This window comes from Pseudomonas sp. UM16 (assembly GCF_050312595.1).
Classification (GTDB): Bacteria; Pseudomonadota; Gammaproteobacteria; order Pseudomonadales; family Pseudomonadaceae; genus Aquipseudomonas.
The window spans coordinates 25,493-40,098 of the sequence record NZ_JBNPJT010000021.1; the positions used below are offsets into that span (position 1 = coordinate 25,493).

The window sequence follows — 14,606 nt, forward strand, 5'->3', positions numbered from 1 at the left end:
GCGACGCACTTTTCAGCAACGTCGCCGTGATACCGCAAAGCTATGATCAGTTACGCGAGAGGGTGGTCGCGGCAGGTGCCATGGCCAATGCGCGTTTAGCCTCGATAAAGGTCTTGCTCCAGTAGCGATCACCGAGCTTGTCGATGCGCACACCACCGCTGCGGCGGCTGCTGGAGTGGATGAACTGGTCATCACCCAGGTAGATCCCGGCGTGGCTGACGCGACCGCGGCCGTTGGTGCTGAAGAACAGCAAGTCACCTGGCTTGAGGTTATTGCGTGCAACCAGCGGTGCTTTAACGTTGATCATTTCGCGGGTGGAGCGCGGCAGGTTAAGGCCCGCCTCTTCACGGAACAGGTAGCCGATGAAACCACTGCAATCAAAGCCGGTGTTCTCGGAGGTACCACCGAAACGGTAGCGGGTACCGATCAGTGACATACCGCGTTCGAGAATGTTATCGGCCAAGGCTGGCAGTTGGTAAGGCTTGCTGCTGGCGAAATTCTTCAGTTCTTCCTCGGCAGCCAGCTCTTCCTCGAACGTCTCTGCGAGAGAGGATTTGGTCGAAACCTGAGCGGTAACCGGTTGCGGAGCCTGCTGCTGCGAAACAGGGCTATGAGCCGCGCAGCCAAAAAGCAGGGTCGCGAGTGCGAGGGGCACGAGGGGTGCGAAGCGATTTAGCATGGGCACGACCGTGTCTGGAATTTATAGAGGGGGAAACTATGCCTTCTATCGGGTCGATTTGCAAATTCAATCGAAAAAAATGTGACTTTTATGTGCCGAGGCTCTAGCGCCTGCGTTACCAGCCCAAGGTTTCTTTCAAAAACGGGATCGTCAGCTTGCGCTGAGCCTGCAAAGAAGCCTGATCGAGGCGCTCGAGCAAGTCGAACAAGGCGCTCATGCTGCGCGTGCCACGGGTGAGGATGAAATGCCCGACTTCGTCGGTCAGGTGCAGGCCGCGGCGCGAGGCACGCAGTTGCAGGGCACGCAGTTTGTCTTCGTCCGACAATGCGCGCATCTGGAAGATCAGTGCCAGGGTCAGGCGCGACTTAAGGTCGGCCAGCTTGATCGGCAGTTCGCGCGGCGAACTGGAAGCTGCCAACAACAAGCGTCGACCACTGTCACGCAGGCGATTGAACAGGTGGAACATGGCCTCTTCCCACTCTGGCTTGCCGGCAATTACATGCAGGTCATCCAGGCACACCAGTTCGTACTGTTCCAGGTTATCCAGCAGTTCGACACCGCGATCGAGCAATTGCGCCAGCGGCAGGTAGACAGCAGGTTCGCCCATTTGCTCGAAACGCAGGCAGGCCGCTTGCAGCAAATGGGTACGCCCGACGCCCTGCTTGCCCCAGAGGTAGATCAAGCTTTCGGTCCAGCCGGCGTCGGCTTCGCAGAGTCGCTCGACGTAGCCCAATGCGGCGGCGTTGGCACCCGGGTAGTAGTTGATGAAGGTGGCGTCATCACGCAGACGCACACCCAAGGGCAACTGAATCGGTTTCATGCTGGCTGGGCAGTCCCGAGGAACCACAAGGGGCCTTTTGTGAAAAGTCTGCAAAGTTTATACCCGTGGCGCCGGTCGCACAATCGGCGCGGACCACAAGTAAAATCAAAGGCTTGCATCGGCACCTGGGAATCGATGCAGGCCTTTGGCTATTAAGCTAGAGATCCGGATCGATCTCGCCGCCATACATACCCGACTCTTTATAGAGATCGTGGACGTGACGCAACAGCACCATGATCACCGCCGCCACCGGTAGTGCCAGGAGAACCCCAGTGAAACCGAACAGCTCACCACCGGCGAGAATGGCGAAAATCACCGCCACCGGGTGCAGGCCAATCCGGTCACCGACCAGCAAGGGCGTCAGAACCATGCCTTCCAGAGCCTGGCCGACCATGAACACCGCGGCAATTGCCATCAGCGGGTAAGGATCACCGCCGAACTGGAACAGCCCGGCCACCATTGCCGCGCCAATGCCAATAATGAAGCCCATGTACGGCACGATGGCGGCTAAACCTGCCAGCAAGCCAATCAACAGCCCCAGCTCAAGGCCGACCAGCATCAGGCCGGAGGCATAGATAACCCCCAGCGCCAACATCACCAGCAACTGTCCGCGCACGAAAGCGCCAAGCACTTCGTGGCACTCTCCCGCCAGCGCCACCACCCGCTCCTCGCGTTGACGCGGCAACAGGCTGCTGATCTTGGCCATCATCAGGTCCCAGTCGCGCAACAGGTAGAAGCTCACTACCGGGATCAGCACCAGGTTGGCCAACCAGCCAAGCAGCGCCAGCCCCGATGCAGTAGCCCGCGACAGAATGATGCCGACGATGTCGCTGGTCTGCCCCATGTGACCACTGATGGCCGCTTTGATCTTGTCGAACTTCCAGAAGCCATCAGCCAGCCCCAGACGGGTCTGTACCCAAGGCAAGGCTTGATGCTGCAACCAGTCGAGCATCTGCGGTGCCAGCTCGTAGAGGCGCACCAGTTGTTTGGCCAACATGGGCACCAACACCAGCAGCAGCACAGTAAACAGCAGGGTAAACAAGGTGAACACCAGCACCACGCCCCAGGTCCGGGACAGCCCGGCACGCTCCAGGCGATCCACCAGGGGATCGGCCAGGTAGGCCAAAAGAATGCCCACCAGAAACGGTGAAAGAATCGGGTGCAGCCAGTACAGCAAGGCGGCGCACAGTAACGCTACGCCGAGCCACACCCAGCGACGCATATCAGTCATGAACGGCTCCAGGCCAGGTCAGGGATTACCAACGAAAACGCAGGCCATTGAAAGGTTTCGGTGCAGCGGCCTGGGTCGCCCCCGGGTTCGCCGGGTCAGCAGCAGGCGGGGCAACGGGGGCTTCGGCGGGCAACTCCTGCAGCTTGGCCAGGCCCAACTGGGCACGCAACTGATCGCTGTTGCCGGTCACTTGGTAGGTCAAGGTATCGCCTTGCACCTGGTTCAAACGCGCCCCATAAGGTTCCAGCACCCTGCCAAGCTCGGCATAACGTGCCAGGTTCATGCCCTGAACCTGCACCTGCATGTCACTGCTGGCGCCTGGGCGGGTGACAAAGCGCGGCGCCAGGCGGCTACTGACTGCCAGCATCACCGCATCGGCCAGCGCGGCCTGATCGGCGCCTTCAACCTTGCCCTGTTCACGTTGCTCGCCCAGCCACAAGTGCCAGGTGCCCTGCCACTTGCCATCCGCTTCGCTGGCATGCACCGCCAGCAAGGCATCGGCACCGTAACGCTCGGATGCCTCGCGCAGCGGCGCAGGGTCGGCGCCTTCCAGGTTTTTTGCAGTGGCGACCAATTGCTCACTGAGGTCGGCCAGCGGCAGACGCAACGGCAAGCCACGGTGCTGAGCCGCACGGCGCAGTGGCTCGGCGCTGTTTTGGCCGTCGCCGACCAGGTTCGAGCCCTCAACACTGTCGTTCAACCACCAGCCCAGAATCGACGGCCGGTTGTTACCCCACAGCGCCAGGCCAGCCTGACGCAAGGTGCGCTCGGTGCTGCCCGGATCAAAATCCACCAGCACGGTCTCGGGCGGCCCGGCCTCGAAGCCGAACTGACTGATGATTTGTTGTGGGTCCTTGCGCAGCCCCGCCAAGGCTGGGCTTTGAGCCGCCTTGGGATCGCCGGTCAGGCGCAGCACGAGGGTTTCAAGGGCTTTGCCGGTGGCCTGGGCGCGGGCTTCGGCGCCTTGGCCATCGACCGGTTCCCGGACCTGATAAAGGCCTGAGACAGTTTCAGCCTGTGCCGACAGAGCAAACACGGCAAGACAGCCAACGGCCAGGTAATTACGCAAACGCATGGAGGATTCCTGTCCTGGTAATAAAGAAGCGATGTTTATCAAAGAATGTCGGTATGACCGCAGCACCTGGCAAAACATTCGCCCAGCACGGACAATTTCACCTCATCGCCTTTGCTATACCTTATACAGCCTGCGCCCCGGCAACCAGTCAGACACCGTTAAAGGCTATTTTTTTCGCTGTTCAGGGCCCTGCCCGTCGGCCTGAGGATGGCCGCTACCGGGCAACCCTGATAAAATCGCGCGCCTTCGCAGACCGGCGACGGTCAGGCAGCCGGATTACCCTCCGCCTTGCCTGGCAGGTCACGGTCGATTCCCCTGAATCCCTCCCCCCTAAAGGCCTGGATCATGAGCAAGCAACCCTCCCTGAGCTACAAGGACGCCGGTGTAGACATCGACGCCGGTGAAGCATTGGTCGAACGCATCAAAGGCGTTGCCAAGCGCACGGCGCGCCCGGAAGTCATGGGCGGCCTGGGCGGTTTTGGCGCCCTCTGTGAAATCCCGGCCGGCTACAAACAACCGGTTCTGGTCTCTGGTACTGACGGCGTCGGCACCAAGTTGCGCCTGGCACTGAACCTGAACAAGCACGACAGCATCGGCCAGGACCTGGTCGCCATGTGCGTCAACGACCTGGTGGTCTGTGGCGCCGAGCCACTGTTCTTCCTCGACTACTACGCCACCGGCAAGCTCAACGTCGACGTGGCTGCCACTGTGGTCACCGGTATCGGCGCTGGCTGCGAACTGGCAGGCTGCTCCCTGGTCGGCGGTGAAACCGCTGAAATGCCGGGCATGTACGAAGGCGAAGACTACGACCTGGCCGGTTTCTGTGTAGGTGTGGTGGAAAAGGCCGAGATCATCGACGGTTCCAAGGTTGCCGCTGGCGACGCGCTGATCGCCCTGCCGTCTTCCGGCCCGCACTCCAACGGTTACTCGCTGATCCGCAAGATCATCGAAGTTTCCGGTGCTGACATCGAGAACATCCAGCTCGACGGCACGCCACTGACCGAACTGCTGATGGCCCCGACCCGCATCTACGTCAAGCCGCTGCTCAAGCTGATCAAAGACACCGGCGCGGTCAAGGCCATGGCCCACATCACCGGTGGCGGCCTGCTCGACAACATCCCGCGTGTTCTGCCAAAAGGTGCTCAGGCGGTGGTTGACGTCGCCAGCTGGAATCGCCCGGCAGTTTTCGACTGGCTGCAACAGCAAGGCAACGTTGACGAACACGAAATGCACCGCGTGCTGAACTGCGGCGTCGGCATGGTCATCTGCGTAGCCCAGGACCAGGTTGAGATCGCCCTGAACAACCTGCGTGATTCCGGCGAGCAGCCATGGGTCATCGGCCAGATCGGCATTGCCGCCGAAGGCGCTGCCCAGGTCGAGCTGAAGAACGTCAAGGCGCACTGATGCCAAGCAAGTCTTGTAATGTTGTGGTGCTGTTGTCCGGCACCGGCAGTAACCTGCAAGCCTTGATCGACAGCTTCCGTACCGGCGACAGCCCGGTGCGGATCAGCGCGGTCATCTCCAACCGCGCCGACGCCTACGGCCTGCAGCGCGCCCGCGATGCAGGCATCGCCACTGCCGTGCTCGACCACAAGGCCTTCGAAGGCCGCGAGGCGTTCGACACGGCACTGGTCGAGTTGATCGACGGCTATCAGCCACAGCTGGTGGTACTGGCGGGCTTCATGCGCATCCTCAGTGCCGGCTTCGTGCGCCACTATCAAGGCCGCCTGCTCAATATCCACCCGTCCCTGCTGCCCAAATACAAGGGCCTGCACACCCATCAGCGTGCCCTTGAGGCCGGTGACCGTGAGCACGGCTGCAGCGTGCACTTCGTCACCGAGGAACTCGATGGCGGCCCGCTGGTCGTACAGGCAGTAATACCGGTAGAGTTGGATGACACGCCAGAACGTTTGGCACAAAGGGTTCACAGCCAGGAACACCAGATTTACCCGTTGGCAGTGCGCTGGTTTGCCGAAGGCCGTTTGCGCCTGGGTGAACACGGTGCTCTACTGGATGACCAGCCTCTGGCGGCCAGCGGCCACTTGATTCGACCCTAGGAGAAATTATGCGTCGCGCCCTGCTCTTCGCTCTTGCCGTGCTCGCACTGCCGCTTCAGGCAGCGGATCTCAAGCCTTTCTCGGCCAGCTACACCGCCGACTGGAAGCAGCTGCCCATGAGTGGCACCGCCGAGCGCAGCCTGGAAAAGAACGCCAACGGTATCTGGAGCCTGAACTTCAAGGCATCGATGATGATCGCCAGCCTGACCGAGCAAAGCACCCTGCGCCTGGACAAGGACACGCTGCTGCCATTGACCTACCACTTCGAACGTGGCGGCCTGGGCAAAGCCAAGAAAGTCGACCTGGCCTTTAACTGGGACAGCAAGAAAATCACCGGCAGCGACCGTGGCGACCCGGTCAACCTGACCCTCAATCGTGGTGTACTGGACAAGTCCACCTATCAACTGGCCTTGCAGCACGATGTTGCCGCGGGCAAGAAGAGCGTGAGCTACCAGGTGGTTGATGGTGACGAGATCGACACCTATGACTTCCGCGTCCTGGGCAGCGAAAAAGTCACCACCAAGACCGGCCAGGTCGATGCTATCAAGGTCGAGCGTGTACGCGACCCGAGCCAGAGCAAGCGCATCACCGAGCTGTGGTTCGCCAAGGATTGGGATTACCTGCTGGTACAACTGCGTCAGGTCGAAACTGACGGCAAGGAGTACGTGATCGTGCTGCAAGACGGTACGGTCGACGGCAAGTCGGTCAAGGGCAACTAATCGCCCGGCTGCTGGTTACACCTGAAACCCCGCCAAGTGCGGGGTTACTTTTTTGTGAGAGCAGAGTCATCCACTCCTACAGGCAGCATGAAAGATGTTTCATGGGCCAAGCATTTACTTAGTCAGCTAACAAATTCTATAAAAGAGACCTGCGACACGGTGCCGCAGTTAACTGAAAGTGGAGTTTGCAGATGACTGTCAAAGTAACTGAGCGCGATGAAAGCAAAATGACTTATGAAAGCCTTGCAGCAGGCCTGCGCATCTGGGATGTGCATCAGCAGGACGAACTGGTCGGCATGTTCCACCAGGAACATGAAGCCCACAATTACCGTATCGAACTGGAATTCCTCGAAGCCAGACAGCAACAGGAATAACTCCACTCCAGAAAACACAAACCCCGCCGAGGCGGGGTTTGTTGTTGTTACCACATCAGATCGTCAGGGATCACGTAGGCGGCGTACGGATCATCCGCATCCGGTGCCTCAACCTGAGTGTTGAGCAAGACAATACGCTTGGGGTCGCGCTCCTGAATCTTCAGCGCCGCCTCCCGCGGGATCACTTCATAACCACCGCCATGGGCGACGATGGCCAGCGAGCCGCTGCTCAGCTTGCTGCGCATCAGGGCGTTGACCGACAGGCGCTTGACCTTTTTGTCGTCGACGAAGTTGTAGTAGTCCTCAGTGGTAAGCTTGGGCAGGCGCGAGACCTCAATCAATTGCTTGACCTGGGCGGCACGGGCCTTCTGCTCGGACTTTTCCTGCTGCTGGCGGTTGAGCTCCTGGTCGCGCTTGGCTTTTTCCGCCATGGCTTCCTTGGCCAGCCGCTGCTGGGTGTCGTCGACTTCGACCTGGCCTTTATGCTCCAGGCGCTTCTGTTTCTTCTGTTCTTTACTGACCTGCTTGACCTGCTTCTGGTTGACCAGACCGGCTTTGAGCAATTGGTCGCGAAGGGAAAGGCTCATCGTTCACTCACTTATGTGCGTCTACTCAGCCGCAGCTGGGCAGGTTCTTTTCCTGACGTTTGGCTTCGCCCCACAGCGCATCCATGTCTTCTAGGGGGCAATCTTCAATCGGACGACCGCTCTCGCGCAATGCCTGCTCGATAAAACGGAAACGTCGTTCAAATTTCTGGTTGGCACCGCGCAGGGCGTTTTCCGGATCAACCTTAAGATGCCGGGCCAAATTGACGGTGGCAAATAGCAAATCGCCCAGCTCGTCGGCCAGCGCTGCGCTGTCATTGGCGGCCATGGCCTCAAGCACTTCGTCGAGCTCTTCGCGCACCTTGTCCAGCACCGGCAAGGCATCGGGCCAATCGAAGCCGACCTTGGCCGTGCGCTTTTGCAGCTTGGCGGCCCGAGACAAGGCAGGCAAGGCCGCTGGCACGTCATCGAGCAACGACAATTGTTCGCCAATGCCCTTCTCCGCCCGCTCCTGGGCTTTGATTTCTTCCCAGCGCTGCTTGACCTGGGCCTCGTCGAGTTTGGGCGTGTCCAACGCGGCATAGAGTTCACCGGTCGGGAACACGTGAGGATGACGGCGAATCAGCTTGCGGGTAATGCTGTCGATGACCCCGGCAAACTCGAAGCGACCTTCTTCACGGGCCAGCTGGCTGTAATAGACCACCTGGAACAGCAGGTCGCCCAACTCACCCTGCAAGTGTTCGAAATCGCTGCGCTCGATGGCGTCGGCCACTTCATAGGCTTCTTCGAGGGTGTAGGGGATGATGCTTGCGTAGGTCTGCTTGAGGTCCCACGGGCAACCGTACTGCGGGTCACGCAGGCGGGCCATGAGGTGGAGCAGGTCGTCCAAGTTATACATCGTGTGATCTCTGTGCTTGTCATCAGCGGCAATGCAGCCCCCACAGTTCACTGTAGGAGCCGGCATTGCCGGCGAGAGGGCCTCAAGGCGTACGATTACGCCGCGTCTCGATGATATTCGGCAACTGCGAAATCCGCCCCAACAACCGCCCGAGGGCGTCCAGGCCAGGAATCTCGATGGTCAACGACATCAACGCGGTGTTGTCTTCCTTATTCGAGCGGGTGTTGACCGCCAGAACGTTGATGCGCTCATTGAGCAGCACCTGGGAGACGTCACGCAGCAAACCCGGGCGATCGTAGGCACGGATGATGATATCCACCGGATAGGTTTGTACCGGTACCGGCCCCCAGCTGACCTGGATGATCCGCTCTGGCTCACGCCCGGCCAGCTGCAGCACCGAGGCGCAATCCTGACGGTGGATGGTCACCCCGCGACCGACGGTGATGTAGCCGACGATCGCATCGCCCGGCAACGGCTGGCAACAACCGGCCATTTGTGTGAGCAGATTGCCGACCCCTTGAATCTGGATATCACCACGCTTGCCCGGCTTGTAACCGGTGGCTTTGCGCGGCACCAACTCAATGTGCCCGCTGCGCTCTGGCTCGACCAGTTGCTGGGCGGCGTTGACCAGATGAGCCAGGCGCAGGTCGCCGGCCCCCAGGGAAGCGAACATGTCCTCGGCGGCCTTGAGGTTGGCCTTTTCCGCCAGGCGCTCGAAGTCCACCTGAGGCAGGCCCAGGCGATTGAGTTCTCGCTCGAGCAGGGTCTTGCCGGCGGCGACGTTCTGATCGCGCGCCTGCAGTTTGAACCAGTGAACGATCTTGGCCCGCGCCCGCGAGGTGGTGACGTAACCCAGGTTCGAGTTCAGCCAGTCGCGGCTCGGATTGCCGTGCTTGCTGGTGATGATCTCAACCTGTTCGCCCGTCTGTAGGCTGTAGTTGAGCGGCACGATCCGCCCATTGATCTTCGCACCGCGGCAGTTGTGGCCGATCTCGGTATGCACCCGATAGGCGAAGTCCAGTGGCGTCGCACCTTTGGGCAAGTCGATGGCATGCCCGTCCGGGGTGAAGACATAGACCCGGTCTGGCTCGATATCCACGCGCAGTTGCTCAGCCAGGCCACCAATGTCGCCCAGCTCTTCATGCCATTCCAGGACCTGACGCAACCAGGAGATTTTTTCTTCGTAGTGGTTGGAACTGGATTTGACGTCAGTACCCTTGTAACGCCAGTGCGCACAGACGCCAAGCTCGGCCTCTTCGTGCATGGCATGGGTACGAATCTGCACCTCAAGCACCTTGCCCTCGGGGCCGATCACTGCGGTGTGCAGCGAGCGGTAGCCGTTCTCCTTGGGGTTGGCGATGTAGTCGTCAAACTCTTTGGGGATGTGCCGCCAGAGCGTGTGGACGATGCCCAGCGCGGTGTAGCAGTCGCGCATTTCCGGAACCAGTACACGCACCGCACGCACGTCGTAGATCTGGCTAAATTCCAGACCTTTGCGCTGCATTTTGCGCCAGATCGAATAGATGTGCTTGGCCCGGCCACTGATGTCCGCCTTGACGCCGGTGGCCAGCAATTCGTTTTGCAACTGGTTCATCACATCGCTGATGAAGCGTTCACGGTCCAGGCGCCGTTCATGCAGAAGCTTGGCGATCTGCTTGTACTGATCCGGCTCAAGGTAGCGGAAGGACAGGTCTTCCAGCTCCCACTTGATGTGACCGATACCCAGGCGATGAGCGAGCGGCGCGTAGATGTCGAACACTTCGCGGGCAACGCGGTGACGCTTCTCGTCGTCGGCGCCTTTTACCGCGCGGATCGCACAGGTGCGCTCAGCCAGTTTGATCAGTGCCACACGCACATCATCAACCATGGCCACGAGCATCTTGCGCAGGTTTTCGACCTGCGCCTGGGAGCCCAGCACCAGCGACTGGCGGGGGCTGAGACTGGCGCTGATGGCAGCCATGCGCAGCACACCGTCAATCAGCTTGGAGACCACCGGACCAAAGCGCTGGCCGACTTCAGCCAGGGTTACCTTGCCTTCGCGCACGGCACGGTAGATCACCGCCGCCACCAGCGAGTCCTGGTCGAGCTTGAGGTCGGCGAGGATTTCGGCGATTTCCAGGCCAGCCTGAAAACTGGAGGTTCCGTCGGCCCAGGAATGCTTTGCCGGGTTACCCTTTTTCTCGATTTCCTGGGCGAACTCGCAAGCCTCTTTGAGGGCTTCACGGTCCAGCGCCAGGTCGACGCTCACCACATGATCCAGCCATGCTTCGAGATTGATACTGCCGTCGGTGTTGACCGGCTGGTGCACTCTCACCTGTACCATCTTTGTTTACCTTTCCCTACAGCGCATTCGCGATGCGCTTGAAATCACTGGTGCTGCCCCTGCCGGACCCAAGGTGCAGCGCCCAACGCGCCAGTCCCGCTAGCCCGCTTCGAATAACGCCATGGCTTCGACATGCGCCGTCTGAGGAAACATGTCGAGAATCCCGGCACATTTTAACCGGTAACCCTGCCTGACCAGCTCGAGCGTGTCGCGGGCCAGGGTTGCCGGGTTGCACGATACATACACCAGACGTTTCGCTCCAAGGTCCGCGATTTTTCGCACGACCTCGTAAGCACCGTCTCGCGGTGGGTCCAAGAGTACCGCAGAAAAGCCTCCAGCGGCCCAGCCAGAGGCGGACAATGGCTGCGATAAATCGGCCTGAAAAAACTGCGTGTTATGCAAATTGTTGCTTCGGGCATTGGCCGCTGCTCGCTCGACCATTGCCTGCACACCTTCCACCGCCACCACCTCACGCGCCTGACGGGCCAGCGGCAGCGCAAAGTTGCCCAGACCGCAGAATAGGTCAAGAATGCGCTCGTCGGCTTGCGGCGCCAGCCAGGCCAACGCCTGCTCGATCATCGCGGTGTTGACCTGGGCGTTGACCTGGACGAAATCACCCGGCCGGTACGCCAGCTCCAGGCCCCAGGGGGCCAGGGTAAATCCGAGGGTCTGACCCGCATCCACGGCATAAGGTTCACCCTCGCCTTGCAGCCACAGCTGGACACCGGCTTCATTGCAGAACGCTTGCAGGCGAGCCTGATCGCCATCCGCCAACGGCGCGGTATGACGCACCAGCAAAGCCAGGGCCGTGCCGCTGAATAACTCGACATGGCCCACCACCTGAGGCTTGCTCAAACTCTGCAAGAGCATCGGCAGGTGACGCATGATCGATTGCAAGGGTTGTACCAGTACCGGGCAATCTTCGATGGCAACGATGTCCTGGCTGGCTTCGGCGCGAAAGCCAACTTCAAGCCTCTTCGCCTTGGCATCCCACCGCACCGCCACCCGGGCACGGCGACGATAAGCAAATTCCGGCCCGGTCAGCGGTGCAGCCCAACGTTCGGGCACTACGCCAGCGACCCGTTGCAGCTGTTCAGCCAGCAGACGCTGTTTGAGTGCCAGTTGCTCAGCATGGGGCAGGTGTTGCAGGTTGCAACCGCCACAGCGAGCGTAATGCTTGCAGGGTGCCTCACGACGCTCGGGGCTGGCGCTGAACACCCGCTCCAACCGTGCTTCAACCACTTTACCGTGGGCGTTGAGCACCCGTGCCTCGACCTCTTCGGTGGCCAGTGCGCCACTGACAAACCAGGTACGCCCTTCAAAAAAAGCGATGCCGCGGCCATCGCCCGCCAGACGTTCAATGTGCAGGCGTTGCTTTTTGCCGGTTGGGATCTGCGGTGCACGGCTACCGCCGGCCGGCTGGAAGCGCAGGCCGCTGTTGCGTTTACTTTTGGACATCAGTTCGCCGCGTCGAAAATGCCGGTCGACAGATAACGGTCGCCACGGTCACAAATGATTGCCACGATCACCGCGTTTTCCAGCTCGCGGGACAAGCGCAACATGGCCGCCACTGCACCACCAGAGGACACACCGCAGAAAATGCCCTCTTCGCGGGCCAAACGGCGGGTGGTCTCTTCGGCTTCGTGCTGAGACATGTCGACCACGCGATCCACTCGATCAGACTGGTAGATTTTCGGCAGGTATTCTTCCGGCCAGCGACGGATACCCGGAATTGCCGAGCCTTCCATCGGTTGCAGGCCAACGATCTGCACCGCCGGATTTTGCTCCTTCAGGTACCGCGAGCACCCCATGATGGTGCCGGTGGTGCCCATGGAACTGACGAAATGGGTGATGGTGCCGTGGGTCTGCTGCCAGATCTCAGGACCGGTGCTGACATAGTGGGCTTCGGGATTGTCACCGTTGCCGAACTGATCGAGCACCAGGCCGCGGCCTTCGGCCTGCAGGCGGTCGGCCAAGTCGCGAGCGCCTTCCATGCCTTCTTCCTTGCTGACCAGGATCAGCTCGGCGCCATAGGCAGTCATCGCCGACTTGCGTTCAGCACTGGCGTTGTCGGGCATGATCAGGATCATCTTGTAACCCTTGATCGCCGCCGCCATGGCCAAAGCGATTCCGGTGTTGCCCGACGTCGCTTCGATCAGGGTGTCGCCTGGCTTGATCTGGCCGCGTAATTCGGCGTGGCTGATCATCGACAACGCCGGCCGGTCCTTGACCGAACCCGCCGGGTTATTGCCTTCAAGCTTGAGCAGGAGAGTATTGCTGGTCTCACCGCCCATGCGCTGCAGGCGGACCAGAGGCGTGTTGCCGACGCAATCGGCGATGGTTAGGTACTGCAAGGTCATGGCTAGTTCGCAATCCAGGCTGCGGGGGCGCCTATCATACCGGCAAACGAGCGTTGCCCATATCACGCAATGTGTGGGCTTTATAGCTGCAAGCTATAAGCGGCAAGCGGCAAGCGGCAAGCGGCAAGCGGCAAGCGGCAAGCCAATCTCCTCTTGCAGCTTATAGCTTGCAGCTTAAAGCTCCAGTTGCCACTGGCAACTGCATATTCAGCCGCAGCCCCTGGCCAGTGTTCTGCGCCCACAAGCGGCCACCTTGGCGGGCAATGGCGTTGCGCGCGATGCTCAGGCCCAGGCCAAAACCACCGTCCCCTGGGCGCGAACCATCCAGTCGGGTAAACGGTGCGAAGATACGCTCAAGGTCAGCTTCGGCAACCCCACCGCCCTGATCCTCCAACCACAGCAGCCAACGATCGCCCTGGCGGCGCCCGCCCAAGCGGATCACCCCGGTGGCTGGCGAGTGCCGGATGGCATTGCGCAGAATGTTCTCCAAGGCCTGGGCCAAGCTATTAAGGTTGCCTTGCACCCAACACGCGGCGTCAAGGTCGCACTGCAATTGCGCTGACGACCAAGTGCTTTCAAAGCAGGCATCCTCGGCGAGCATTTCCCAGAGGGCCTGAACCTGAATCGGCTCCTTGCTCAACGGCGCCCGCTCGGTATCGAGCCAGGCCAATTGCAAGGCATCCTCCACCAGCCGCTGCATGCAATCGACCTCACGCCCCAGGCGTTCACGCAATTGCCCAGCGTCCGCGTCACCTTCACAGGCAACGCGCAGGCGACTCAGGGGCGTGCGCAGTTCATGCGAGAGGTCACGCAGCAGTTGCTGCTGCAAGGCGACTGTGCCTTGCAGGCGCTCGGCCATGTCATCGAAGGCACGTCCCAGTTCGCCCAACTCGTCCTGACGGCTGGTGGTACTGCTGGCCACCCGCGCCGAGAGCTGATCCGCGCGCCAGGCATTGGCCTGCTCGCGCAACTGAATCAAGGGCATGATCAACATGCGGTAGAGGCCCACGCACAGCAGCAGGGTGAACAATCCTGGAATGACGCCGTTGGTCATGAACTGCCAGAACAGCCGGTACTGACCGGGCATCAGGCGCTCCGGCAGTTCGATAACCAGCAGCCCTTGTTCGGGATGCTCGACAAACGGCACACGCATCCAGGGCAATCCGATGACCCGGCGGCTGACCGGCCAGTCGATACCCCGCAAAAAGGTAATCTTGCGACTTTGATCTGGCGTCAGGGGAGTACTGCTCAGCGACTGCAAGTCTTGACCCAAGACACTCATCCAGGTGTTTTCCTGGCTGGCCATATTGGCCAGCCAGGCATCAACCCCCGCCTGCCCGCCCTGATTCCAGGCCTTCTCGGCCTCGGCGGCATAGTGGGTCAAGGTGGCCCGAGCCTGCTCGGAAAGATAGGCGTTCTGGGTTTCCATGTGCCGCCCCCAGCTCCAGCTCAGGCCGATCATCAACAGACAGAAACCAACCAGCAGAATCGCCAGTTTCCAGAACAATGAGTGGCGATTGGGCAC

14 protein-coding genes are annotated in these 14,606 nt (G+C 60.5%); 4 read left to right on the forward strand and 10 right to left on the reverse strand.

Features of this window, described 5'->3' with window-relative positions; genetic code table 11:
- Nucleotides 1-46: 46 nt before the first annotated feature.
- The 4 genes from ACQRAX_RS21850 to ACQRAX_RS21865 form a co-directional block, all read right to left on the reverse strand.
- The gene (locus tag ACQRAX_RS21850) at nt 47-679 is read right to left on the reverse strand and encodes a C40 family peptidase (RefSeq protein WP_412041351.1); all 633 of its coding nucleotides are present in this window, start codon (nt 677-679) and stop codon (nt 47-49) included.
- Between the two features lie 115 nt (nt 680-794).
- Nucleotides 795-1,499, reverse strand: a complete 705-nt coding sequence (hda, locus tag ACQRAX_RS21855; RefSeq protein WP_412041350.1) for a DnaA regulatory inactivator Hda — start codon at nt 1,497-1,499, stop codon at nt 795-797.
- A 157-nt stretch (nt 1,500-1,656) separates the two neighbouring features.
- Nucleotides 1,657-2,730 carry an AI-2E family transporter gene (locus tag ACQRAX_RS21860; protein WP_412041349.1) on the reverse strand — a complete coding sequence of 358 codons (1,074 nt, stop codon included), beginning with the start codon at nt 2,728-2,730 and terminating at the stop codon, nt 1,657-1,659.
- Nucleotides 2,731-2,755: 25 nt separating this feature from the next.
- Nucleotides 2,756-3,805: a DUF2066 domain-containing protein gene (locus tag ACQRAX_RS21865; RefSeq protein WP_412041348.1), complete on the reverse strand. Its 1,050-nt coding sequence runs from the start codon at nt 3,803-3,805 to the stop codon at nt 2,756-2,758.
- Between the two features lie 345 nt (nt 3,806-4,150).
- On the opposite strand from ACQRAX_RS21865, the gene purM reads away from it, so the two are divergent.
- The 4 genes from purM to ACQRAX_RS21885 all read left to right on the forward strand — a co-directional run bounded on the left by purM (nt 4,151) and on the right by ACQRAX_RS21885 (nt 6,955).
- Complete coding sequence (gene purM / locus ACQRAX_RS21870; protein ID WP_412041347.1) at nt 4,151-5,209, forward strand: phosphoribosylformylglycinamidine cyclo-ligase; 1,059 nt, start codon at nt 4,151-4,153, stop codon at nt 5,207-5,209.
- Nucleotides 5,209-5,862 (forward strand): phosphoribosylglycinamide formyltransferase, encoded by a 654-nt coding sequence (purN, locus tag ACQRAX_RS21875; RefSeq protein ID WP_412041346.1) that lies wholly within the window; start codon nt 5,209-5,211, stop codon nt 5,860-5,862. Before purM ends, purN begins: the two co-directional genes overlap by 1 nt.
- Before the next feature lie 8 nt (nt 5,863-5,870).
- Nucleotides 5,871-6,581 carry a DUF3108 domain-containing protein gene (locus ACQRAX_RS21880; protein WP_412041345.1) on the forward strand — a complete coding sequence of 237 codons (711 nt, stop codon included), beginning with the start codon at nt 5,871-5,873 and terminating at the stop codon, nt 6,579-6,581.
- A gap of 191 nt (nt 6,582-6,772) precedes the next feature.
- The gene (locus tag ACQRAX_RS21885; protein ID WP_274072370.1) at nt 6,773-6,955 is read left to right on the forward strand and encodes a hypothetical protein; all 183 of its coding nucleotides are present in this window, start codon (nt 6,773-6,775) and stop codon (nt 6,953-6,955) included.
- Between the two features lie 47 nt (nt 6,956-7,002).
- Here the strand turns inward: ACQRAX_RS21885 and ACQRAX_RS21890 are convergent, their stop codons facing one another.
- From ACQRAX_RS21890 to ACQRAX_RS21915, 6 genes are all read right to left on the reverse strand, one after another.
- A complete protein-coding gene (locus tag ACQRAX_RS21890; protein WP_412041344.1) occupies nt 7,003-7,542 on the reverse strand; it encodes a DUF2058 domain-containing protein in 540 nt (179 codons plus the stop codon).
- Nucleotides 7,543-7,567: 25 nt separating this feature from the next.
- A complete protein-coding gene (gene mazG / locus ACQRAX_RS21895) occupies nt 7,568-8,398 on the reverse strand; it encodes a nucleoside triphosphate pyrophosphohydrolase (protein ID WP_412041343.1) in 831 nt (276 codons plus the stop codon).
- Nucleotides 8,399-8,480: 82 nt separating this feature from the next.
- The gene (gene relA / locus ACQRAX_RS21900; RefSeq protein ID WP_412041342.1) at nt 8,481-10,721 is read right to left on the reverse strand and encodes a GTP diphosphokinase; all 2,241 of its coding nucleotides are present in this window, start codon (nt 10,719-10,721) and stop codon (nt 8,481-8,483) included.
- A 99-nt stretch (nt 10,722-10,820) separates the two neighbouring features.
- On the reverse strand, nt 10,821-12,179 hold the full coding sequence (rlmD, locus tag ACQRAX_RS21905) for a 23S rRNA (uracil(1939)-C(5))-methyltransferase RlmD (RefSeq protein WP_412041341.1): 1,359 nt from the start codon (nt 12,177-12,179) through the stop codon (nt 10,821-10,823).
- On the reverse strand, nt 12,179-13,081 hold the full coding sequence (cysM, locus tag ACQRAX_RS21910) for a cysteine synthase CysM (RefSeq protein ID WP_412041340.1): 903 nt from the start codon (nt 13,079-13,081) through the stop codon (nt 12,179-12,181). Before cysM ends, rlmD begins: the two co-directional genes overlap by 1 nt.
- 160 nt (nt 13,082-13,241) lie before the next feature.
- Nucleotides 13,242-14,606 carry a histidine kinase sensor domain-containing protein gene (locus tag ACQRAX_RS21915; RefSeq protein WP_412041339.1) on the reverse strand — a complete coding sequence of 455 codons (1,365 nt, stop codon included), beginning with the start codon at nt 14,604-14,606 and terminating at the stop codon, nt 13,242-13,244.